At 71.8% G+C, this 22,544-nt stretch carries 19 protein-coding genes; 9 read left to right on the forward strand and 10 right to left on the reverse strand.

Annotated features, from left to right (window positions below):
* Positions 1-174 precede the first annotated feature (174 nt).
* The 4 genes from FBY23_RS16845 to FBY23_RS16860 are packed head-to-tail and all read left to right on the forward strand — an operon-like array spanning position 175 to position 3,903.
* Entirely contained in the window at positions 175-1,614 is a 1,440-nt protein-coding gene (locus FBY23_RS16845; protein WP_260806059.1) for an amidase, read from the forward strand.
* Positions 1,611-1,895, forward strand: a complete 285-nt coding sequence (locus FBY23_RS16850) for a hypothetical protein (RefSeq protein ID WP_141799198.1) — start codon at positions 1,611-1,613, stop codon at positions 1,893-1,895. Before FBY23_RS16845 ends, FBY23_RS16850 begins: the two co-directional genes overlap by 4 nt.
* Positions 1,892-3,316 carry a sodium:solute symporter gene (locus FBY23_RS16855; protein WP_141799199.1) on the forward strand — a complete coding sequence of 475 codons (1,425 nt, stop codon included), beginning with the start codon at positions 1,892-1,894 and terminating at the stop codon, positions 3,314-3,316. The genes FBY23_RS16850 and FBY23_RS16855 overlap by 4 nt, the downstream gene beginning before the upstream one ends.
* 29 nt (positions 3,317-3,345) lie before the next feature.
* Positions 3,346-3,903 carry a hypothetical protein gene (locus FBY23_RS16860; protein ID WP_141799200.1) on the forward strand — a complete coding sequence of 186 codons (558 nt, stop codon included), beginning with the start codon at positions 3,346-3,348 and terminating at the stop codon, positions 3,901-3,903.
* Here the strand turns inward: FBY23_RS16860 and FBY23_RS16865 are convergent.
* Genes FBY23_RS16865 through FBY23_RS16885 form a run of 5 tightly spaced genes read right to left on the reverse strand, consistent with a single transcriptional unit; the run spans position 3,852 to position 8,419 of the window.
* Positions 3,852-4,766 (reverse strand): LysR family transcriptional regulator, encoded by a 915-nt coding sequence (locus tag FBY23_RS16865; protein WP_141799201.1) that lies wholly within the window; start codon positions 4,764-4,766, stop codon positions 3,852-3,854. The genes FBY23_RS16860 and FBY23_RS16865 overlap by 52 nt on opposite strands.
* Before the next feature lie 35 nt (positions 4,767-4,801).
* Positions 4,802-6,202: an aspartate ammonia-lyase gene (locus tag FBY23_RS16870; RefSeq protein WP_141799202.1), complete on the reverse strand. Its 1,401-nt coding sequence runs from the start codon at positions 6,200-6,202 to the stop codon at positions 4,802-4,804.
* On the reverse strand, positions 6,199-7,326 hold the full coding sequence (locus FBY23_RS16875) for a M20 family metallopeptidase (RefSeq protein ID WP_141799203.1): 1,128 nt from the start codon (positions 7,324-7,326) through the stop codon (positions 6,199-6,201). The genes FBY23_RS16870 and FBY23_RS16875 overlap by 4 nt, the downstream gene beginning before the upstream one ends.
* Positions 7,326-7,994 carry a DUF1028 domain-containing protein gene (locus FBY23_RS16880; protein ID WP_141799204.1) on the reverse strand — a complete coding sequence of 223 codons (669 nt, stop codon included), beginning with the start codon at positions 7,992-7,994 and terminating at the stop codon, positions 7,326-7,328. The genes FBY23_RS16875 and FBY23_RS16880 overlap by 1 nt, the downstream gene beginning before the upstream one ends.
* On the reverse strand, positions 7,991-8,419 hold the full coding sequence (locus FBY23_RS16885; protein ID WP_141799205.1) for a RidA family protein: 429 nt from the start codon (positions 8,417-8,419) through the stop codon (positions 7,991-7,993). The genes FBY23_RS16880 and FBY23_RS16885 overlap by 4 nt, the downstream gene beginning before the upstream one ends.
* Positions 8,420-8,588: 169 nt before the next feature.
* Here FBY23_RS16885 and FBY23_RS16890 point away from each other — a divergent pair, with 169 nt between their 5' ends.
* From FBY23_RS16890 to FBY23_RS16900, 3 genes are all read left to right on the forward strand, one after another.
* Positions 8,589-9,863 (forward strand): NAD(P)/FAD-dependent oxidoreductase, encoded by a 1,275-nt coding sequence (locus tag FBY23_RS16890; RefSeq protein ID WP_141799206.1) that lies wholly within the window; start codon positions 8,589-8,591, stop codon positions 9,861-9,863.
* Positions 9,860-10,990, forward strand: coding sequence for a class II histone deacetylase (locus FBY23_RS16895; RefSeq protein ID WP_141799207.1), 1,131 nt, complete (start codon positions 9,860-9,862; stop codon positions 10,988-10,990). The genes FBY23_RS16890 and FBY23_RS16895 overlap by 4 nt, the downstream gene beginning before the upstream one ends.
* Positions 10,991-11,065: 75 nt before the next feature.
* Positions 11,066-12,700 (forward strand): glycosyl hydrolase, encoded by a 1,635-nt coding sequence (locus FBY23_RS16900; protein WP_141799208.1) that lies wholly within the window; start codon positions 11,066-11,068, stop codon positions 12,698-12,700.
* Here FBY23_RS16900 and FBY23_RS16905 read toward each other — a convergent pair.
* Positions 12,669-14,219 carry a GMC family oxidoreductase gene (locus FBY23_RS16905; RefSeq protein ID WP_141799209.1) on the reverse strand — a complete coding sequence of 517 codons (1,551 nt, stop codon included), beginning with the start codon at positions 14,217-14,219 and terminating at the stop codon, positions 12,669-12,671. The two genes, FBY23_RS16900 and FBY23_RS16905, sit on opposite strands and share 32 nt — an antisense overlap.
* Positions 14,216-15,637, reverse strand: a complete 1,422-nt coding sequence (locus FBY23_RS16910; RefSeq protein ID WP_141799210.1) for a cytosine permease — start codon at positions 15,635-15,637, stop codon at positions 14,216-14,218. Before FBY23_RS16910 ends, FBY23_RS16905 begins: the two co-directional genes overlap by 4 nt.
* Before the next feature lie 166 nt (positions 15,638-15,803).
* Here FBY23_RS16910 and FBY23_RS16915 point away from each other — a divergent pair, with 166 nt between their 5' ends.
* Both FBY23_RS16915 and FBY23_RS16920 read left to right on the forward strand, forming a co-directional pair.
* Positions 15,804-16,625: a carbon-nitrogen hydrolase family protein gene (locus tag FBY23_RS16915; RefSeq protein WP_141799211.1), complete on the forward strand. Its 822-nt coding sequence runs from the start codon at positions 15,804-15,806 to the stop codon at positions 16,623-16,625.
* Between the two features lie 259 nt (positions 16,626-16,884).
* Positions 16,885-17,226, forward strand: coding sequence for a GIY-YIG nuclease family protein (locus FBY23_RS16920; protein WP_141799212.1), 342 nt, complete (start codon positions 16,885-16,887; stop codon positions 17,224-17,226).
* A gap of 140 nt (positions 17,227-17,366) precedes the next feature.
* Here the strand turns inward: FBY23_RS16920 and FBY23_RS16925 are convergent, their stop codons facing one another.
* Genes FBY23_RS16925 through FBY23_RS16935 form a run of 3 tightly spaced genes read right to left on the reverse strand, consistent with a single transcriptional unit; the run spans position 17,367 to position 22,449 of the window.
* The gene (locus FBY23_RS16925; protein ID WP_141799213.1) at positions 17,367-19,421 is read right to left on the reverse strand and encodes an FAD-dependent oxidoreductase; all 2,055 of its coding nucleotides are present in this window, start codon (positions 19,419-19,421) and stop codon (positions 17,367-17,369) included.
* A complete protein-coding gene (locus FBY23_RS16930) occupies positions 19,418-20,950 on the reverse strand; it encodes an APC family permease (protein WP_141799214.1) in 1,533 nt (510 codons plus the stop codon). The genes FBY23_RS16925 and FBY23_RS16930 overlap by 4 nt, the downstream gene beginning before the upstream one ends.
* A gap of 14 nt (positions 20,951-20,964) precedes the next feature.
* Complete coding sequence (locus tag FBY23_RS16935; RefSeq protein ID WP_141799215.1) at positions 20,965-22,449, reverse strand: aldehyde dehydrogenase; 1,485 nt, start codon at positions 22,447-22,449, stop codon at positions 20,965-20,967.
* Between the last annotated feature and the right edge of the window lie 95 nt (positions 22,450-22,544).

Here is a 22,544-nt window from a genome sequence, read left to right on the forward strand (position 1 = left end):
ACCTGGACCGGGGAAGACGGCCCGCATGTTCACGAAGACCTCGCCATTTGTCTCATTTTACTATTTCTTCGCGATCTATTGACCCAGATCGACATCATGACAAAGACTGTGGCCCAAACAACAGTGTGGGGTGGGTCACCCGGACCCACCGCGCACCGCCCCTGGAGGAGAACCGTGGTCGATGACCTGACCGAAGCCACCGCCCGCGAGCTGGTGGCGGGCCAGCAGGAGGGGACGTTCTCCGCACGGGAGGTCCTCGCCGCCCACCTCGAGCGGATCGAGCGCGACAACCCGGTCGTCAACGCCATCGTGACCCTCGACCGCGAGGGCGCCGAGCAGGCCGCCGCCGCGGCCGACGAGGCGGCCGTACGGCGCCGGGCGGCCGGCGTACCTCTGGCGCCGCTGCACGGCGTGCCGATCTCGTTCAAGGACACCCACGCCACCGCCGGGCTGCGCACGACCTACGGCTCGCCCCTGCATGCCGACGACGTCCCGGCCACCGACGACGAGGTCGTACGGCGCGCCCAGGCCGCCGGGGCGGTCCGGGTGGGCAAGACCAACGTCCCCGAGTTCGCGGCCGGGTCACACACCTTCAACGAGGTCTTCGGCGCCACCCACAACCCCTACGCGATCGGCCGCACCGCCGGCGGCAGCAGCGGCGGCGCGGCCGCGGCCCTGGCGGCGCGCTTCCAGCCGGTCGCCGACGGCAGCGACATGGGCGGCTCGCTGCGCAACCCGGCCGCGATGTGCAATGTCGTCGGCCTGCGCCCGACCCCGGGCCTGGTCCCCGAGCCCACCACCGGCGTCGTCTTCAGCCCCCTCGCGGTCTCCGGGCCGATGGGCCGAACCGTCGACGACGTCTCCCTGCTGCTCTCCGTGCTCGCCGGTCCCCATCGCGACGACCCGCTCTCCCACCACGGCGACCGACCCGGCGCGGCGACCGTGACGACCGCCGACCTGTGCGGACTGCGCGTCGCGTGGGCGCCCACGCTCGGTGGCCGGATCCCCGTGGAGCGCCAGGTGCTCGACGTGCTCGAACCCGCGGTCAAGGTCTTCGCCGAGCTCGGCGCCCACGTCGAGGACACCTGCCTCGACCTCGACGGCTCCGACGAAGCGTTCCGCACGCTGCGGGCGGCCGAGTTCGACCTGCTGTGGGGCGACCGGCTGGCCGTGCAGCCCGACGCGTTCAAGGCCGACCTGGCCTGGAACATCCGCCAGGGCCAGCGGCACACCGGCCGTGACGTCCTGCAGGCGTTCGCCGAGGTGACCCGGCTGCAGCGCGCCGCCCACGAGTTCTTCGACGAGTACGACGTCCTGCTGGCCCCGGTCAGCCAGGTCGCCCCCTTCCCGGTCGAGCAGGCCTGGCCCACCGACGTCGACGGCATCGCCCTGCACACCTACCTGGACTGGATGGCCGCCAGCTATCTGCTCACTCCCCTCGGCGTACCGGCGATCTCGGTGCCCGCGGGGTTCACCCCCGACGGGCTGCCGATCGGTCTCCAGGTCGTGACCCGGGCCCGGACCGACTCCACCCTCCTCGGCATCGCCGCCGCATTCGAAGCAGCGACCGGCCACGGCCGCTGCGCCCCTCGCCTCCCGGAGGTCCTCTCGTGAACCCGTCCACCCCCACCCTGGCCAGTCCGGCCCGGCTGGCGATCGCGGCCGTCCCGGTCGCCGGCTTCCTGGCCACGCCGCTGCTGCCGTTCGTCAACGGGCCGCACCTGTGGTTCGGCCTGCCGTCGGTCCTGGTCTGGACCGCCCTGTGCGTCGTCGGCACCGTCGTCGCGCTGCAGATCGTCGAGGCGAGCTACCGCCGCAGCGGCGGTGCAGAGCTCGACGCCGCCGAGCTCGCCGCATCGGAGGTCCGCCACGACGCCGAGGAGGACCAGCGATGATCCTGACCACCGCCATCATCCTCGGCATCGTCGCCCTCGGCGCGCTCGGCATGAGCGGGCGCCGCAGCACGAGCATGGCCGACTGGACCGTCAGCGGCCGCGGCTTCCCGCGCTGGACCTCCTGGTTCCTCCAGGCCGGCGACTCGCTGACCACGTTCAGCTTCCTCGGCCTCGCCGGCATCGCGTTCGGCGGCGGCGTGGTCGGCGTCTTCGCCCTCGCCTACCTCTCGATCTGCTCGATCGGCCTCTACTTCGTCGCGCCCCGGATCCGCCAGCTCGGCGAGCAGCGCGGCTACCTGACCCAGGCCGACTTCTTCTCCGACCGGTTCGACAGCCCACTGCTCGGCAAGGTGTCCGCGTTGGTCGGCGCGATCTTCCTGCTGCCCTACCTGCAGCTGCAGATCACCGGCCTGGGCCTGATCGTCGAGCTCGCGACCGGCAGCGAGGCCGGCCGCGGCCTGTCCATGGTGGTGGCCAGCCTGCTCGTCGTGGTCTTCGTCATCTGGTCCGGCATCCGCGGCATCGCCCGGGTCGCCGTGGTCAAGGACGTGCTGATGATCGCCGCCCTGCTGATCGTGCTCGGCGGCGCCGTCTTCGGCATCGCCGGCATCCCGGACACCTTCGCCCACATCCACAGCGTGGGCCCGCAGCTGCTCGACTTCAGCCAGCCCGGCTGGGACACGACGTTCTTCCTGACCGCCGTCATCGTGACCAGCATCGGCGCCGGCCTGAACACCTTCCCCCACCTGTGGCCGCCGGTCCTCGCGGCCAAGTCCGGCGAGGTGCTGCGCAGCAACTACAAGTGGCTCGCGCTCTACCAGCTGATGCTGTTCGCGCCGATCATCGTCGGCCTCACCGCCACCCAGGCGCTCGCGGCCGACACGACGGGCAACCACGTGCTGCTCGACACCGCCAACGCGACGCTGCCGTCGTGGCTGGTCGCGGTCGTCGCCATCGCCGGCGCGTCGGCCGCCATGGTGCCGGCCGCCGCCATCGCGATGGGGATCTCCTCGCTGCTCTCGACCAACCTGGTGCCGGTGCGGGAGTCGCTGCGGTTCCGGCTCAACACCGTGTTCGTCGTCGCGGCGATCAGCCTCTCGCTGGTGTTCGGCCTGGCGAACTCCGACATCGCCTCCCTGCTGCTGCTCACCTACGGCGGGCTCACGCAGATGGCCCCCGCCACACTGATCGGCCTGCGCTCGCGGGTCACCGTCGGTGCGGTCCCCGTCCTGCTCGGCATGGTGGTGGGCGTCGTGACGGTCGCCTGGATCACCTTCTTCGAGGTCCCGATCGGCAGCTGGGACTCCGGCCTGATCGCGCTGGCGCCGAACCTGGTGGTGCTGGTGGTCGCGGAGGCGGTCCGGCGCCGTACCCGGCCCTCGGTGGCCCCCGACCGGGCGGAGGCAGCGTTCGCTGGGTGAACACGAGGTGAACGTGACACCATTCCCCGGTGAACACGGCCCCTGTCGCGCTCTGGCGCCTCCTCGTCGTCGCCAGCGCGACGTGCGGGGTGGTCCTCGCGGCGCGGGAGTACGACGTGTGGTGGACCGCGCTGTCCCAGCTCTCCAACCTCGCCGTCGCCGTGTGCTTCCTCGCCCTGGCCGTCCGGGAGCCCCGCTCCCCCTGGCTGCGCGGCGCGCTGACGACCCTGATGGTGCTGGTCGGCCTGGCCTACGTGCCGATGCAGAACGGCAACCTGTGGCACGCCTGGTCGCTGCTCGAGCACGTCGTGACACCGTCCCTGGTCGTGCTCGACTTCGTCCTGGTCGGTCGCAACCACCACGCGGTGCGCTGGTGGCACCCGCTGACGTGGCTGGTGCCGCCGACGGCGTACCTGCTCTGGTACGTCGGCGACGACCTCGCCGTCTACGCGGCCCTCGACGCGGCGCACCCGGCGCAGTTCGGCCAGCGGATCGGGGTCCTGCTCGGCCTGCTGCTGACGACCGGCTTCGCGCTCTACGCCCTGGGCCGGCGCCGGGTGCCGACCGCGGACCTCACGAACGCCTGAGCGCGCGCGGTCAGCCGGACGCCCTTCATCGAGGCGACGACCACCTCCAGCGGCTCGACCGGGTCGGCGATCTCGAGCGTGACCACCTCGGCACCGTCGTAGGTCATGTCACTGGCGGGGCGCTGGTTGAGCACCGACCAGCCCTGGCCGTTGGCGACCATGGCGCGCACGGTCTCGAAGCCGGAGGTGCGGTGCCGCACGGTGGGGCGCACGCCGACCGAGGCGACCAGGCGCTCGAGGTACTGCCGGCTGTGCGGCAGGTCGAGCAGCACCATCGGCTCGTCGGCGAGCTCCTTCAGCGCGACCTTCTTGCGCCGCGCGAGGCGGTGGTCGCGCGGGAGCAGGACGTACGGCGGTGCGCCGCCGACCCGGACGTGGTCGATGTCGTCGTCCAGGTCGTAGCCGTACATCAGCGCCAGCTCGCACCGACCCGAGCGCAGCGCCTGCTTGAGCGCCGCGTGCTCGTCCTCGACGACCGAGATCCGGATGCCGGGGTGGTCGGCCTCGCAGGCGGCGAGCAGGCGCGGCAGCTCGAACGGGCCCAGCGTGGTGAAGCAGCCGACGGTCAGGTCGCCGGTGAGCGCCTGGCCGGCCGAGCGGGCCACCTCGGCGAGCTCGCTGGTGTGCACGAGGTAGCTGCGCAGCTCGCGCTGGAACGCCTCGCCGGCCGCGGTGAGGGTGAGCCCGCGGGCGTGGTGGCGCAGCAACAGCTGGACGCCGAGCTCCTTCTCGAGCTGCGCGACCGCGGTCGAGACGGCCGACTGGGAGACCATCAGCTCCTTGGAGGCCGCGGTCATGGAGCCCAGCTCCGCCGCCGCGGCGAAGTACCGCAGCTGCGTGAGCGTGAAGCCGACCTCCGCCATGGCGGCCATCCTGCCGTACCTCCCGGTCCCGGTGCTCAGCAGTCGAGGTCGTCGAGGTTGGCGAGCCGCTCGGGCCGGAGCAGGTCGTCGAGCTCGGCGGCGTCGACCCCGCCGGCCAGGGCCAGCTCGCGGACGTCGCCCCGGCCGCCGAGTGCCGCCTTCGCGATCTCGGCCGACGCGGCGTAGCCCAGCAGCGGCGTCAGCGCGGTGGCGAGCCCCGCGTTGCTCGCGGCACTCGCCGCGAGCCGCTCCTCGTCGACGGTGATGCCTTCGACGCACAGCTCGCGCAGCGCGTCGAAGGCGGCCGCGGTCCAGGCGAAGCCCTGGAGCAGGCCGTGGCAGATCACCGGCTCGAAGGCGTTGAGCTGGAGCTGGCCGCCCTCGGCGGCCATGGTGACCGTGGTGTCGGTGCCGATCACCCAGAACGCGACCTGGTTGACCATCTCCGGGATGACCGGGTTGACCTTGCCGGGCATGATGCTCGACCCGGCCTGGCGCGGCGGGAGCCGCAGCTCGCCGAAGCCGGCCTGCGGGCCGGAGGACAGCAGTCGCAGATCGTTGCAGATCTTCGAGGCCTTGACCACGACCCGCTTGAGCACGCCGGAGACCTGCACGAAGGCACCGGTGTCGCTGGTCGCCTCGACCAGGTCGCCGGCCGCGATGAGCGGTCGGCCGGTGATCTCGGCGAGGTGCGAGAGCGCGCGGCGGCGGTAGTCGGGGTGGGCGGTGATGCCGGTCCCGATCGCGGTGGCGCCGAGATTGACCTCGCACAGCAGCGAGCGGGAGTCGGCGAGCCGGGCCAGCTCCTCGCGCAGGGTGACCGCGAAGGCGCCGAGCTCCTGCCCGACCGTCATCGGTACGGCGTCCTGGAGCTGGGTCCGCCCGACCTTCGGCACCGTGCGGAAGCGGGTCGCGCGGGCGGCGAACGCCTCGGCGAGGGCGGCGGTCGACTGCTCCAGCCGGTCGATCGCCGACAGCAGGGCGATCCGGACGGCCGTCGGGTAGACGTCGTTGGTCGACTGGCAGCGGTTGACGTGGTCGAGCGGGTGCACCTCGTCGTAGGTGCCGCACGGCAGTCCGAGGATCTCGAGCGCCCGGTTGGCGATCACCTCGTTGGCGTTCATGTTGGTCGAGGTGCCGGCGCCGCCCTGGATCACGTCGACGACCAGCTGGTCGTCCAGCGCGCCGGCGCGCAGCTCCTCGGCGGCCGTCTCGATCGCGCCGAAGCGGCGCTCGTCGAGCAGGCCGAGCTCGTGGTTGGCGCGGGCCGCAGCCAGCTTGACCGCACCGAGGGCCGCGACCAGCTCGCGGTGGCGCCCGACCGGCGTACCGCTGATGGGGAAGTTCGTCAGCGCGCGGGCGGTGTGCACGCCCCAGTACGCCGAGGCCGGGACCTCGTGGGGCCCGAGCGAGTCGTGCTCGGTGCGGGTCGTCATCGCTCGGCGCTCCCGGCCACGTCGAGCGCGGTCCAGGCCAGCGCCGTGGCCGCGTCGAGCAGCGCCCTCTCGGCGTCGCCGCCGACGCAGTGCGCGGCGAACTCCGGCTGGTGGTTGAGGGCGGTGCCGGAGTTGATGCCGATGTAGGGGTGGATCGCATTGACGACCTGGGAGACGTTGCCCATGTCGGTGGAGGCACGGTTCATCCGGCGCGCGGGAGAGGTCTCGTCGAAGGTGCGCCCCAGCTCCTGCGCATTGCGCCGGTACGCCGCCAGTGCCGGGGCGAAGGTGCGGAACTCGGCGTACGGCTTGCTCTCAGGGGTGATCTCCAGGCTCGCGCCGGTGGCCAGGGCGCCGGCCTGGAAGCACTTCCAGACCCGGTCCTCGGTCTCGGCGAGCTGGGCCATCGACTCGGCGCGGACGTACCAGCGGCCCTCGGTGCGCGCCGGGATCGCATTGGGCGCCTCTCCCCCGTTGGTCATCACGCCGTGCACGCGCACCGTCGGCGGGAGCTGCTGGCGCAGCATGCCGATCGCGACCTGGGCGATGGTGAAGGCGTCGGCGGCGTTGACGCCCTGCTCGGGGTACGCCGCCGCGTGGGCCGCCTTGCCGCGGTACTCGACATGCGAGTGGGACACCGCGAACGGCTCCGCCTCGGCGACGTCGACCGGCGCGGGGTGGGCCATCATCGCCAGGTCGAGGCCGGCGAAGGCACCGCGCTCGAGCAGCTCGATCTTGCCGCCGCCGCCCTCCTCGGCCGGCGTGCCGTAGACCTCGATGGTCAGCCCGGCCACGTCGGCGAGGGGAGCCAGCGCGCGGGCGGTGCCGACGGTGATCGCGGAGATCAGGTTGTGGCCGCAGGCGTGTCCCAGGCCCGGCAGGGCGTCGTACTCGGCGCACAGGCCGAGCCGGAACGGGCCGCTGCCGATGGTGGCGTGGAAGGCGGTCTCCAGCCCGAGGTAGGCCGGCGTGACGTCGTAGCCGACCTCGGCGAGGGCCTCGGCGACCCAGCGCGAGGAGTCGTGCTCCTCCCAGCCGAGCTCGGGGTGGGCGTGCAGCTGCTCGGAGAGCCGGATCAGGCGCTCGGCGTCGGCGCCGACGGTGGCGGCGGCCCGGTCCTTCATCACTCGTCCCCGGGGACGCCGTACGACGGCGCCGTGGTCGGGTCGAGCCCGCGGGTGACGTAGTCGTCGCGCTGCGGCAGCCAGACGCCGAGCAGCTCGCGGAGCTGTCCGATCGGGTCCTCGCTCCAGTCGACGCGCAGGTCGGTGACCCGCCAGGCGACGTCGCGCACCACCGACAGTCCGGCCGAGCGGACCGGTCCGGCCTCGCCGCCGGCGGCCAGGCCGGCCTCGAGCGCGGACAGCAGCCGCTCCTCGAGCTCGCCGGTGGCGGCGCTGAAGCCGGCGGCGACGGCGTCGACGACCGCGGGGTCGGCGAGGAGGTTCCCGGCGGCGACCACGCTGTCGCCGACGACCTGGTGGTGCACGCCGAGCGAGCCCTCACCGGAGAACGCGGCGCCCTTGCCGTCGAGCCCGAGGACGGTGAGCTGGCGGTGCTGGACGTGCTCGCGGCCGTCGGTGACCTCCGCCAGCGCGGCCTCGGCGTCGAGACCGCTCTCCAGCGCGTCGAGGAGCTCGGTGCCCAGCCGCGGGTCGGTGATGTTCTGCGAGGACGCGCCACCGACGCCGGGGCGCAGGTGGATGCAGCGCGCCGCGACGGCCGGGCTGGAGGAGGTGACGGCGATGCCGACGGCGCCGGTGCCGTCGGTAGCCAGGACGGAGAAGGTCACTCGGAGATCACCGCGATCGCGTCGACCTCGACCAGCCACTCGGGACGGGCGAGGGCGGAGACGACGATGCCGGTCGAGATCGGGTGCACACCCTTGGTCCAGCGGCCGATGGTCCGGTAGACGCTCTCGCGGTAGCGCGGGTCGACGATGTAGATGGTGAGCTTGACCAGGTGCTCCATGCGGGCACCGGCCTCCTCGAGCAGCATCTTGATGTTGGCCATCGCCTGCTCGGTCTGCGCCTCGACGTCGCCGATCCCGACGGACTCGCTGGTGTCGAGGTCCTGGCCGATCTGGCCGCGGACGTACACCGTGTTGCCCGCGACGACGGCCTGGCACAGGTCGTTGTCGAGGTTCTGCTCCGGGTAGGTGACGCTGGTGTTGAACGGACGGATGCGGGTGTGGCCGCCGACGACGATGCTGCTCATGCGCACCAGTCCACCGGACCGCGGGCCATGTGTCCAACAGATCTTTCCGACCCCACTCATCAATGGAACAGATGCAACAGGATCGCCTCCCCGGACATCTGGGAAACGAATGCAGTGGACCAATAAGATCTGTTGGACAGGACCAACGGCGGCGCCCGACGATCGTCCCATGTCCCACCAGGAACCCCAGCAGGTCGAGGTCCTCGTCGTCGGCGCCGGTCAGGCCGGCGTGGCGATGAGTGAGCACCTCAGCGACAACGGCATCCCCCACCTCGTCCTCGAGCGCGAGCGGATCGCCGAGCGCTGGCGCACCATGCGCTGGGACTCGCTGGTCGCCAACGGCCCCGCCTGGCACGACCGCTTCCCCGGCCTGGAGTTCCACGACGTCGACCCCGACGGCTTCGCGACCAAGGACCAGGTCGCGGCCTACTTCGAGGCGTACGCCGAGAAGATCGCCGCCCCGATCCGCACCGGCGTCGAGGTCACCTCGGTGACCCGCAACCAGGGCCGCCCCGGCTTCCGGGTCGAGACGTCCGACGGCGTCGTCGAGGCCCGGTACGTCGTCGCCGCGACCGGCCCGTTCCAGCGGCCGGTCTTCCCGCCGATCGTCCCCGAGGGCCCCGACAGTCCCGTACCGGTGCAGATCCACTCGAGTGACTACCGCAACCCCGCCCAGCTGCCCGAGGGCAACGTCCTGGTGGTCGGCGCCGGCTCGTCCGGCGTCCAGATCGCCGACGAGCTGCAGCGCTCCGGCCGGCAGGTGTACCTCTCGGTCGGCCCGCACGACCGCCCGCCCCGCAGCTACCGCGGCCGCGACTTCTGCTGGTGGCTGGGCGTCCTGGGCCTGTGGGACCTCGAGACCCCAGCCGCCGGTGCCGAGCACGTCACCATCGCCGTCAGCGGCGCCCGTGGCGGCCACACCGTCGACTTCCGCGCACTCGCCGCGCAGGGCATCCAGCTCGTCGGCATGACGGACCGGTACGCCGACGGCGTGCTCACCTTCCGCGAGGACCTGGCTGCCAACATCGCCGCCGGCGACGCCAACCTGCTGGCGCTGCTCGACCGGGCCGACGCCTGGGTGGAGGCCAACGGCATGGACCTGCCCGAGGAGCCGGAGGCTCGCGTGCTCGGCGCCGACCCGGCCAGCGTCACCGACCCCATGCTCGCGCTCGACCTCGCCGAGGCGGGCGTGACCTCGATCGTCTGGGCGACCGGCTTCGCCACCGACTACGCCTGGCTGCCCGACGGCGCCCTCGACGAGACCGGCAAGCCGTCGCACCGGCGCGGCGTCTCGTCCGAGCCCGGCATCTACTTCGTCGGCCTGCCCTGGCTCTCACGTCGCGGGTCGAGCTTCATCTGGGGCGTCTGGCACGACGCCAAGCATGTCGCCGGGCACATCGCGACCCAGCGCAGCTACCTGACCTACGAGGCACCGAGCGCATGAGCGGGCAGCCGCGGACCGCGTTCTACCACGACGAGCGGTGCCTGTGGCACAGCACCGGCGAGGCCGTGCTGTTCCTCCCCGTGGGGGGCTGGCTCCAGCCGCTCGCCACCGGCGGCCACCCCGAGTCGCCCGAGTCCAAGCGCCGGTTCAAGTCGCTGATGGACGTCTCCGGGCTCACCGACCGGCTGGCCGTGCACAGCGCCGAGCCGGTCACCCGTGAGGACCTGCTGCGGGTCCACCCGGCGTCGTACGTCGACAACTTCCGCGAGCTCTCCGCCGGCCGTGGCGGCGAGATCGGCCCCGAGGCGCTGTTCTCGCACGGCGGCTTCGAGATCGCCGCCCTGTCGGCCGGCCTCGCCAAGCGCGCGGTCGCCGACGTCGTCACCGGCCGCTACCGCAACGCCTACGCCCTCTCGCGCCCACCGGGCCACCACTGCCTGCCCGACGAGGGGATGGGCTTCTGCCTGCTCGCCAACATCGCGATCGCGATCGAGGCGGCCAAGGCCGAGCACGGCCTGGGCAGGGTCGCCGTCCTCGACTGGGACGTGCACCACGGCAACGGCACCCAGGCCGTCTACTACGAGCGCGACGACGTGCTGACCGTCTCGATCCACCAGGAGAACTGCTTCCCGGTGGACTCCGGCGGCACCGAGGAGCGCGGCACCGGAGCCGGCGAGGGCTACAACCTCAACGTGCCCCTCCCGCCGGGATCGGGTCACGAGACCTACCTCGCCGCGATGCGCGACATCGTGCTGCCGGCGCTGCGCGCCTTCTCCCCCGACCTGATCGTGATCGCCAGCGGACTCGACGCCAACATGGTCGACCCGCTCGCTCGCCAGCTCCTCTACGCCGACAGCTTCCGCCAGATGACCGCCATGGTCATGGACCTGGCCGACGAGGTGTGCGAGGGCCGCGTGGTCGCCGTCCACGAGGGCGGGTACGCCGAGTCCGAGGTCCCCTTCTGCGGCCTGGCCATCGTCGAGACCCTGTCCGGCATCCGCACCGAGGTCGTCGACCCGTTCGAGGAGACCTTCGTCGCCCAGCAGCCGTCCGCACGGACGGTGCGGCACCAGCTGGAGATCGTGGCCGAGCTGGCCGCGGAGCTGCGCGCCCCCGCGGTGGAGTAGTCCCCCAATCGTGGCGATGCCCGGTCGTGCTCCGCAGTGGTCGACTGCGGTGGGCACGATCGGACGGGGGAACACGTGACGACCAACAGGCTCCTGCGGCTGGCCGCGGCACTGACAGGCGCGGTGCTGCTCGCCACGGCGCCGCAGCTCGCGTCGGGATCACCGGACGGCATGAGGTTCGGCGCCGTGAGCCAGCCCCGCGCGGGCGAGAGCTACCAGTCAGCTCTCCTGCGGGCCGAGGCGACCGCCGGTCGCACCTACGACGTGGTCCGCGACTTCCCGCGCTGGGACAGCCCGTTCCCCGACTCGTTCCACACCTGGCTCCAGGGCAGCGGACGCACCCTGATCCTCTCGGTCAAGTCCCGCCGACTCAACGGCCAGACCGTGCTCTGGCAGAGCCTCGTCGACGCCCAGCCCGGGAGCGCGCTCTACGACGACATGGTGCGCTGGGCGGACCGGCTGCGCGACTACGCCGTACCGATCTACTTCACGTTCAACCACGAGCCGGAGTCCAAGGCCAGCTCCACCATGGGCGACGCGTCCCAGTTCATCGCGGCGTGGCGGAAGTTCCACGACATCGTCGTCGCTCGTGGGGCGACCAACGTGAGGTTCATGTGGATCATGACCGACTACGCGTTCATGGTCGGACCGGACGCCCGGAACTACGGCCCGAAGTGGTACCCGGGCGACGGGTACGTGGACGCGATGGGCATCGACGCCTACAACTGGTTCACCTGTCGCACCGGGATCAACACACCCTGGATGTCGCTGGAGCAGATCATCCGTCCCTTCCGGGACTTCGGCGCCCTCCACCCGACCAAGGAGCTGTGGCTGACGGAGTGGGCGAGCGCCGAGGACCCGGCCAACCCCACGCGCAAGGCCCAGTGGTACGCCGCCGCGCAGGCCCTCTTCAAGCGGTCGGACTACGCGCAGTTCGTCGGGGTCTCCGCCTTCGACGCCAAGGGCCCCGACAGCTGCAACTGGTACCCCGACAGCACCACCTCCTCGGCCGGCGCGTTCCGGACCATGGCGACAGACCCGTTCTACGACGGCGGCACTCCCCCACCGCCGCCGCCCGCAACCACCGAGATCTCCTTCGTCGCCTCGGCGAGCAGCAACGCCAACGTCACCAACCACAGCGTCCAGGTGCCCGGCACGGTGCAGAGCGGCGACACCCTGCTGCTCTACTTCACCGCGAACACGGCACCGACCAGCACGTCGGTGCCGGCAGGCTGGACCCAGGTGCGCAGCGCGAACCTGTCCACCGCGCTGAGCCGGGTGTGGGTGCGCACCGCCACCGCCGGCGACGCGGGGTCGACCGTCACGGTCAGCAACTCCTCCCTCACCAAGGGCGACCTCACCGTGGCCGCCTATCGCGGCCCGCCGGGCACCCCGATCGACGTGAGCGCGGTCAACGCCCAGGCCAGCACCACGACGCAGTACGTCGCCCCGTCGGTCACGCCGACCCGGGCCGGGGACTGGGTGGTCGTCTACTGGGCGGACAAGTCCTCGACCAACACCGGCCACGCCATCCCGGCGTCGCTCACCCGGCGCCGTACGACGACCGGCACCGGGGGCGGTCACATCACCGCGACGCTCGCCGACACCAACGCGGCCGTGGCGCTCACGCCGACCGGCACCTATGTCGCCACCGGATCGGTCGCGTCGAGCCAGGCGATCAGCTACACGATCGCCCTGCGGCTTCCCTGACCAGGTCGGCGGCGCGCTCGGCGACCATCATCACCGTCACGACCGGGTTGGTGGCGACCAGCTGCGGGAACACCGACGCGTCGACGACCCGCAGCCCCTCGACCCCGCGCACGGTGAGGTCGGGGCGCAGGACGGCCGCCGGGTCGTCGTCCGCGCCGATCCGGCAGGTGCCGGAGACGTGGTAGACGGTCTGGTGGGTGGCGCGGGCGACCGCGCTGATCTCCTCGTCGCTCTGCACGTCCGGTCCGGGGAACACCTCGCGGACCAGCCGGGACGCGAAGGGCTCGGCCTCGCCGATCCGGCGGGCCAGGCGGACACCGGCCACGAGCACGGCCTCGTCGCGGCCCTCGGGATCGGTGAAGTAGCGGTAGTCGATCGCGGGCGGCGCGTCGGGGTCGGCGGTGGTGATCCACACCCGGCCGCGCGATGCGGGCCGGGCGACGTTGGGGGCGATCGAGACGATCCGCTCGGGCAGCTGCGCGCCGTACGCCTCGGCGTGGACGGCCCACGGCTCGACCGGGAAGTGCATGAGCACGTCGGGCCGGTCGTGGGGGGCGGCGAGGCTGACCAGGGCGCCCGCGTCCCAGCCGCTCGCGCAGGTCGGCGGCGGCAGCTCGGCGAGCTCCCAGACGACCAGGCCCTCGGCATGGTCCATCAGGTTCTCCCCGACGCCGGGCAGGTCGACGACGACCGGCACCCCGGCGTCCTCGAGGACGGCGCGCGGACCGATGCCGGACAGCTGCAGCAGTCGCGGCGAGTCGATGGCACCGCAGCACACGATCACCTCGCGGCGCGCGGCGTACCGCACCAGCTCGCCGTCCACCCGGGCCAGGACGCCCGTCGCGCGGCCGTCGGTGACCTCGACCCGCTCCACGCGGGCCTCGAGCACGACGTCGAGGTTGGCGCGCTCGGCGCGCGCGGGATGGAGGTAGTGGACGGATGTCGACGAGCGGAGGTTGGTGTCGGGGGTGTAGCCGACCTCGAAGAAGCCCGCACCCTCGGCGCGCTCGTCGAGCCGGCCGTCGTTCCACGCCTCCTGCAGGGGTACGTCGAGCGCGGCCGCCGCGGCGGTCACCATGTCGGCGACCATCGGGTTGCGGTCCTCGGGCGCGACCGGCTGGATCGGCGTCCGCAGGCGGTCGAAGTACGGCTGCACCGTCGCGGCGTCCCAGCCGGCGGCGCCGCGCTCGACCCACTCGTCGAGGTCGGCGGCGAGCGTGCGCCAGGAGATCATGGTGTTGCCGTCGGAGCAGCCGCCGAGGATCCGCAGCCGGGCCTGGCGGATCGCGGAGTTGCCGCGCTCCTGCGCGACGCTGCGGTAGTCGAGGTCGTACTCCCCCTCGAGCATCTCCGCCCAGCGCCGCAGGTCTCGTGCCCGCGGCTCGTACTCGTCGTCGGGACCCCACTCGACCAGGGTCACCGACACGGCGGGGTCCTCGCTGAGCCGCGCGGCGAGCAGCGAGCCCGCCGTACCGCCGCCGATGACCAGGTAGTCGGAGGTCGCGACGGTCTGCGTCACGCGACGCCGCCCTGGGGCGCGGCCTCCAGCACCGGGCGGTGGCCCGAGAACCGGCTGAACCGTCGCATCAGGAACAGGTAGAGCGGGCAGATGACCGCCAGCCCGACGATCCAGGAGATGTCGACGTAGTTGAGCCTCTCGCCGATCGGGCCGGTGTACTTGGTGGTCACGAGGAACGGGACCTGGACCGCGATGCCGAGGAAGTAGCAGCCGACGGCGATCAGGTTGAACTTCCCGTAGCGGCCGCCGTCGCGCTCGAAGAGCGAGTCGATGTCGTACTCGCCGTGCTTGAGCAGGTAGTAGTCGACCAGGTTGACCGCGGTCCACGGCACCAGCACGCACAGCAGCAGGAGCATGAAGTTGGTGAAGTTGACCAGGAAGTTGTCCTTGCCGGCCAGCGCCATCACGACGGCGGCGAGGAAGAGCACCGCAGACACGACGCCGCGCGCGGCCGCGCCGGGCACCCACTTCGGGAAGATCGTCTGCCCGACGGTGATCGTGGAGAGCGCGCCGCAGTAGAGGTTCATCGCGTTGGTGCACGCGATGCCGATGCCGAAGACCGCGATCACGAGGCCGCCCACGCCGTGGGTCAGGTCCTGCAGGCCCGAGACCGTGTCGGACTCGGGCAGGGCGGCGCCGACGACGGCGCCGAGGATCATCGGGAACAGCGAGCCGAGCACCGCGCCGGCGTACGTCGCCCAGAACGCTGGGCGCACGCCGGTGTCGCGGGGCATGTAGCGGGTGTAGTCGGAGACGTACGGCGCGTAGGCGATCTGCCACAGGGCGGCGAGCGAGATCGTGCCCATGAACCCGGCGAGGGTGGCGCCGTCGGAGTGGAAGGTGCCGGTCGGCAGGTCGTTGACCGCGAGGATCCAGACGAACGCGAGGGCCAGGACCAGGCCGGAGACCAGGCTCATCAGTCCGGTCAGGGCGTGGATCATGCGGTAGCCGACGATCGCGCCGGCCACGCTGACCAGGCCGATCAGGATGATCGAGACCGTCTCGTCGAGCCCGAACAGGCTGGAGACCGCCTGGCCGCCGAGCACCATGTTGGAGGCGAAGAAGCCGACGTACATGAAGATCACGAGCACGACGACCAGCAGGCTGCCGTAGGAGCCGAACTGGGCGCGGGTCTGCAGCATCTGCGGGACGCCCATCTGCGGGCCCTGCGCGGCGTGCAGCGCCATCACGACGCCGCCGAGCGCGTGGCCGATGACGAGCGCGACCACGGCGGCCCAGATCGGCAGGCCGTAGACCGCCGTCGCGACGACGCCCGTGGCGACCGTGAGCAGCATGATGTTGGACCCGAACCAGATCGTGAACAGGTCACGAGCCTTGCCGTGCCGCTCCGTCACCGGGATGTGGTCGATGGTGCGCTTCTCCACCGTCATGGTGGTCTCGATCGCCTCGTCGTGCATGGGTCCCCCTCTGGGCCGTGATCCCGCTCACCGTAGGCCGCGGAGGAGGCCGCCGACCAACACCGGTTTTCGTTGCTCAGCATCGACAAAAGCGATGACCTGACGCATTGACATCACCTGGACCGCCACATGGGATGAGAGCTCCCACCGTCACGAAGGAGCACCCATGCAGGACAGCGTCACCATCGGCCTGGTGCAGTGGCACGCCGTCCCCGGCGAGCCCGCCACCAACCTCGCGACCGCGCTCACGCTGGTCGCCGAGGCGGCCGGCCAGGGGGCGGAACTGGTGGTCCTGCCTGAGCTCTGGGCGAGCGGGTACGACGCCCCGCGGCTCGGCTCCATCGTCGCTGCCGCCGCCGAGCCGGTGCCCGGCCCGCGGTCCGACGCGCTCGCCGCGGCCGCCCGGCAGCACGACATCTGGCTGTTCGCCGGGTCGGTCCCGGAGCTGGCCGGCGGATCGACGTACAACACCACGGTGGTCTACGACCCCACCGGCGCGATCATTGCCCGGCACCGCAAGGCCCACCTCTACCGCCCGACCGCCGAGGACGCCGTCTTCGCCGCCGGCTCCGAGGCCACGGTGCTCGACACCGAGCCCTTCGGCCGGGTCGGCATGGCGACCTGCTTCGACGGCGACCACGCGGCCTACGCCCGCGCCCTGCGCGAGCGCGGCGCGCGGCTGGTCGTGATGCCCGCCGCCTACGAGGCCGGCGCCGAGCGTTGGTGGGACCTGCTCCACCCGGCCAACGCGCTCGCCAACGGCCAGTGGTGGATCACCGTCAACCAGGCCGGCGGCAAGGGGGACGCCGCGATGTTCGGCCGCAGCCGGGTGATCGCCCCCGACGGCACGGTCGTCTGCGAGGCACCGCGTCACGACGCCGGCGGACCGGCCGTCGTGACCTGCACGGTCGACCTGGCCGCCGGCATCACGGACGCCGACGAGCACAACGCCGCGCTGTGGACCGACACGCGCCCGGAGCTGTACTGACGGTGGTTGAGGTGCCAGGAACGCTCGGCCCACCCGGTGGTTGAGGTGCGAGGAGCGCTAGCGACGAGCCTCGAAACCTCCGGACCCGCTGCACCCGCTGTGTCGGTCACAGTCCCGGCAGCGTGGCCGGAGGTTTCGAGGCTCGGCCACGGGCGGCCTCGCACCTCAACCGACGAAGGAGCCGACGGATCCACGGCGCCGTCCACAGGCCGGGATCGCACCTGTTTGTTCACAGCGCCGTTCCGGGCAGCTGCTACCCATGCCATGGACCTATCTGCTGCGATGCAGCGACGACACGTACTACGCCGGGAGCACCTGGGACATCGAGGGCCGCGTGTGGCAGCACCAGAACGGCGAGCTCGGCGCGGTCTACACACGTAAACGGCGCCCCATCGCGCTGGTCTGGTGCACCTGGTTCGACCGCATCGAGGACGCCTTCGCCTTCGAGAAGCAGATCCAGGGATGGAGCAGGAAGAAGCGTGAAGCGCTGATCGCCGGCGCCTGGGACGCCCTGCCCAACCTCTCCCGCAGGCTGTCCGTCCAGCAGAGACTCGCTGAGCACGCGAACGCCCGCCCGGAGGAGCCCCACCCCGATGGTTGAGGTGCGAGGAGCGCTAGCGACGAGCCGCGAAACCTCCGGACCCGCTGCACCCGCTGTGTCGGTCACAGTCCCGGCAGCGTGGCCGGAGGTTTCGAGGCTCGGCCGCGGGCGGCCTCGCACCTCAACCACCGGCAGGGACCTCAGGCCAGCGCGGTGACCTCACGCCGGAACGGCACCTCGTCGTTGGACGGCAGCACCGCGTCGAACTCCTCGGCGGCCCGGCGGCCCGACCACACCGCGGCGGCGATGGTGCCCGGAGCCCAGGCGTCGCCGATGCCGCGCACGGACGCGATCTCGCCGGCGTCGCGTCGGGCGACCAGGTCGAGGTACAGCTCCTCCCTGGGCAGGCGGGCCGTGACCATGACGACGGCGTCGCAGTCGAGGTCGCGCTCGGCGCCGGTGTAGGTCTCGCGGACCGTCACGCCGCCCGTGCCGACCGAGACGACGGCGTGGTCGAGGACCCGGGTGATGCCGTTCTCGATGATCCGGCGCTGGATCCGGTTGATCTCGAAGGTGTTGTTGGTCCACGAGGAGACCTGCGGGGCCGGGGTGACGATGGAGACGTCGTACCCCTTCTGGGCGAGCAGCTCCGCGACGACGCCACCGAGGTAGTAGTGGTCGTCGTCGTAGACGACGACCTTCCTGCCCTCGGGCAGGCGGCCGGCAAACAGGTCGTCCGGGCCGAGCACCTGGGCGCCCTCGGCGATCGGCATCGGCGCGGTGTGGAAGCGCGCGACGCCGTCGGTGCGCCAGGTGGCGCCGGTGGCGGTGATGACGTGCTCGAAGCCGAACTCGACGATGTCGTCGCCGCTCATCGGGCTCTCGCGGTAGATCTCGACGTTCGGGAGCTCGGCGAGGACGGCCTCGCGGTACTCCTTCACGCGGCCCCAGGCCGAGAGGCCCGGCAGCCTCGACTCGGCCGAGACCCGGCCGCCGAGGTCGCGCCCGGCCTCGGCGAGCACGACGTCGTAGCCGCGTACGCCGAGCGCGCGGGCCGCCTCGAGGCCCGAGGGACCGGCGCCGACGACGAGGATGCGGGCGTCGCTCTCCTTGGCGCGGATCCGCTCCGGGTGCCAGCCGCGGCGCCACTCCTCGCCCATGCTGGGGTTCTGGGTGCAGCGGATCGGCGACATGGTGAGGTCGCCGGACACGCAGATGTTGCAGCCGATGCACTCACGGATCAGGTCGAGACGGCCGTCGCGGATCTTGTTCGGGAGGAACGGGTCGGCGATCGAGGGGCGGGCGGCACCGATCAGGTCGAGGATCCCGGCCTTGACCTGGCGCACCATCGCGTCAGGCGAGGTGAACCGGCCGACGCCGACGACGGGCTTGGTCGTGAGCTTCTTCAACCCCGCGACGAACTCCTCCTGGCGACCCTCCGGCGCGAAGCGGGAGGTGACCGAGTCGCCCTCCCAGCTGCCCATCGCGAAGTCCCACAGGTCCGGCAGCTCGCCGAGCTCGCGCAGCACGCCCTCGATGTCCTCGCGGGTGATGCCGCCGTCGATCTCCTCCTCGACCGTGATCCGGCAGGCCACGGCGGCGCGGCCCGCGACCTCCTCGATCGTGTCCTCGAGCAGCTCGCGCAGCAGCCGCATCCGGTTCTCGAGGGAGCCGCCGTACTCGTCGGTGCGGTTGTTGTAGCGGCGCGAGAGGAAGTGGTGCGGGGCGCCGTAGCCGTGGGCGCCGTAGACGTAGACGACGTCGTAGCCCGCCTCCAGCGAGCGTCGTACGGCGTTGCGGTGCCAGCGCCGCAGGTCCTCGATGTCCTGCTCGGTCATCGCGCGGGCCTGGACCGGCGCGATCGTGTCGGGGGCGACGGGCAGGTGCTGCGGCCCGAGCGGGGTCTCGCGGCTGAGCTGGTTGGGCGCGTTCATGCCGTTGTGGGCCAGTTCGATGCCGGCCAGGCCGCCGCCCTCGTGGATCGCGTCGGCGATCCGCTTGAGCGCGGGCAGGTCCTGGTCGTCCCAGATCCGCAGCTCGATGAACGGCGCGATGTCGGAGGTCGCGTGGATCTCGACCTGCTCGGTGCACACCACCGACCAGCCACCCTCGGCCTTGATCTTGCGCATCGAGGCCTGCGCGCTCGGGTCGCGGTAGCCCATGCCGTTGCAGTGGGGCACCTGGTAGAAGCGGTTCTTCGTGGTGACCGGCCCGATCTGGACGGGCTCGAAGAGGATGTCGTACGGCGACGTCATCGGACGGTTTCCTTGATCTGGTTGTCGGGGGTGTCGGGAGTGTCGGGGGTGCCGCCAGCACTGCCGGCGCGCACGGAGCGACCGCACACGTAGCCGATGGCGCCGAGGGCGGCGATCACGGCGAGGGTGCCGAGGGTGAAGGCCTCGAAGGTCCCCTGGGAGACGCCCCAGTAGTCCTTGAACGGGTAGTCGAGGCCGAAGACGCGCTCGAGGGTCCCGGGGAAGACGGCGACCCAGGAGCCGAGCACGATCCAGGCGAAGGCCAGCCAGCCGAGCAGGGCGAAGCCGCGGTCGGAGACCGGCACCCGGAACGGGCGCTCCACGTCGGGGTACATCCGGCGCAGCTTGATCGCGGCGGGGATGACGAACAGGTAGGCGAGCAGGAAGGTCGAGATCGAGATCGTCAGCACCACGCCGAAGATCGCGCCGCCGGTGCCGGAGACCACCATCGCGGCCAGCATGAAGACGGTGGCCGTCACGCCGGAGAGCATGTTGACGCGCACCGGCGTGCCCAGGCCGGGGTGGAAGCGGCCGAAGAAGCCACCGAAGAAGGAGCCGTCGGCGGCGGTCATCGCCTGCATCCGGTCGGAGATGATCATCCACGCCGAGCCCTGGCTCATCAGCACGTAGACGACGACGATCGCGGTGATCTTGAGCAGCGGACCGGCTGCATCGCCGTACACGGAGAACACGGTCTTGACCGCGTCCAGGAAGCCGCCGATGCCGGTGATCTCGTCCTTCGGCACCACCAGCAGGATCGCGAGGATCGGCACCAGGTAGCAGAACGCGGCGGTGGCGCAGGAACGGGCGATGGAGACGGGTACGTCGCGGCCCGGGTTCTCCATCTCGCCGGCGGCGCTGTTGCCGGACTCGAATCCTAGGTAGGCGAACAGCAGGATCGGGACCGAGCCGAACAGGCCGAGCAGGGTGGGGCTGAAGTCGCCTGCACCGAGGCCCTCGACACCGTGCTGGACGGCGTAGATCGCGGTGGTCACGACGAACAGCACCAGCACGCCGATCTTGAGCACCGCGCCGCTGGTGGGCAGCCACTTGCCCTTCTGCAGGCTGACCACGGCCGCGAGCACGGTGATCCAGATGAAGACGATCTTGAAGACGTAGTCGGCGAAGGAGCCCGACGGCAGCGGGGTGATGTAGGTGCTCACCGTCTCGGCGGCGAGGAAGGACATCGAGCCGCCGACCCACACCGGCTGGGTGACCCAGTTGAGCAGCGAGGCGACCGCCGCGGCCGGGCGGCCGAAGGCGTCACGGACCCAGGTGTAGGCGCCGCCCTCCTCGCTGAAGGCGGCGCCGGTCTCGGCGAAGATCAGGCCGTAGGGCACGAGGAAGAACACGGCGAGCACGAGCGCCCAGGTGAACGCCTCGGCGCCGTACGTCGAGACCTGGCCGAGCGTCTCGAGGCCGACGACGGCGGCGATGAGCAGGAAGATGATGTCGAAGCGGCCGAGCGTGCGGTGCAGCAGGGCCTGCTGCTCGGCGGCGAGCTCCGTGGGGCGAACGGTGTCTGACATGGGTGCTCCAGGATTCAGTGGTTGATCCAGACGGTCTTGAGACCGACGTACTTGTCGAGGGCGTGCAGCGAGAGGTCGCGGCCGAACCCGGAGCCCTTGAACCCCCCGAACGGGGTCCAGGCGCTGAAGGCGTCCACGCCGTTGACCGTGATGGTCCCCGCGTGGATCCGCTCGGCCAGCCGGTGGGCACGGCCGAGGTTGCTGGTGGCGACGGAGGCGGCGAGGCCGTACGCCGTGTCGTTGGCGAGCGTGACCGCCTCGTCCTCGGTGTCGAAGGGCGTGATCGCCAGGACCGGCCCGAACACCTCCTCGCGGGCGAGGGTGGACGCCGGGTCGACGCCGTCGAAGACGGTCGGCTGCACGTAGCAGTCGCTGCCGTCGCGGGTGAGCCGCTCGCCGCCGGTGACCAGGCGGGCACCCGAGCCTCGGGCCTCGTCGACGAACTGCATGATCCGGTCGGTCTGCTCGGGCGAGACGATCGCGCCCATGCCCGCGGCGGGGTCGAGCGGGTCGCCGGGGGCGTACGCCGCCGCCTCGGCCGCGACCAGTGTCACGAACTCCTCGTGCACGTCGCGCTGGACGAGGACGCGGGAGTGGGCCGAGCACACGGCGCCCTGGTTGAACCAGATGCCGAAGGCGGTCTGCCGCGCGGTGGTGGCGAGGTCCTCGGCGTCGGCGAAGACGACGTGGGGGCTCTTGCCGCCGCACTCGAGCCAGACCTGCTTGAGGTTGGACTGCCCGGCGTACTGCAGGAAGTAGGCGCCGACCTCGGTCGAGCCGGTGAACGCGAGCACGTCGACGTCCGGGTGCAGGCCGAGCGCCCTGCCGGTGGTCTCGCCCAGGCCGGGGACGACGTTGAGGACGCCCTCGGGGATGCCGGCCTCGACGGCGAGCTCGGCGATCCGCAGCGCCGAGGACGGTGACTGCTCGGCGGGCTTGAGGACCACGCTGTTGCCGGCGGCCATCGCCGGGGCGACCTTCCACGCGAGCATGTCGACCGGGTAGTTCCACGGCACGACGGCGCCGACGACGCCCAGCGGCACCCGACGGATCAGGCCGAGGGTCCCCGGTGGGGTCGGCGCCACCTCGTCGTTGATCTTGTCGATCGCCTCGGCGTAGTAGCGGAACAGGTTCACCGAGAACGGCAGGTCGAGCTCGTGGGCGTCGACGACCCGCTTGCCCATGTCGAGGGAGTCGAGCACGGCCAGCTCGGCGGCGTGGTCGGCCAGCAGGTCGGCGAAGCGGAGCATCCGCTCGCGGCGGAAGGCCACGCCGGCGCGGCTCCACAACCCGGAGTCGAAGGCGGCCCGGGCCGCGCGCACGGCACGGTCGACGCCCTCGGCGCCGGCGTCGCTGACCTCGGCGAGCAGGGCGCCGGTCGCGGGGTTGCGGTTCTCGAAGGTGGCGGTGCCGGCGTCGACGAAGCCGCCTCCGACGAACGGGCGGGTCGGGAGGACGACCTTGGCGGCCTCGGCGAGCCAGTCCTGGTGAGTGCGCACGCGGGATCCTTTCTTTGCGCTTCGGCGCAAATATGACTCGGATCACCTGTCCCTGTCAACGGCGCCCCCGGAAATCCGGCAGGGCGCTACGGTGG

This window comes from Nocardioides sp. SLBN-35, assembly GCF_006715725.1.
In the GTDB taxonomy this organism is placed as follows: Bacteria; Actinomycetota; Actinomycetes; order Propionibacteriales; family Nocardioidaceae; genus Nocardioides.